Source organism: Pseudomonas sp. SIMBA_068, from assembly GCF_046534705.1.
In the GTDB taxonomy this organism is placed as follows: Bacteria; Pseudomonadota; Gammaproteobacteria; order Pseudomonadales; family Pseudomonadaceae; genus Aquipseudomonas; species Aquipseudomonas putida.
The window spans coordinates 1-274 of record NZ_JAWRYI010000457.1 but is presented as its reverse complement, the minus strand read 5'-3'; the positions used below and the strand labels follow the sequence as shown (position 1 = coordinate 274).

Here is a 274-nt window from a genome sequence, read left to right as displayed (position 1 = left end):
GGTCAGGTCCAGCCTCAGCGCCTGGGCCAACGCGTCCACCAGCTCGACATTGGCCCCATAAAGTTGCTGCAGACGGCGGTCGAACTGCGCATACGGCGCCTGCAACACCAGGCCGACCCGCAGGCTGCGATGCGCCTCCAGCCACTGCTGCTGCGCGGGTTCAAGGGCCACGCTCGGCACTGCCTCGGGCCTTGCCAGCGCGATCAAGGGTAGCCACAAGCAGCCGATAACCAACAGGCGACGCATTCGCTTCATCTACACGCTCGTCTTGGCA

General features: G+C 65.3%; 1 pseudogene. It reads right to left on the bottom strand.

From position 1 onward, the window contains the following. Nucleotides 1–255, bottom strand: a pseudogene (locus SB756_RS29945) (histidine kinase); the annotation flags it as partial. Nucleotides 256–274: the final 19 nt, after the last annotated feature.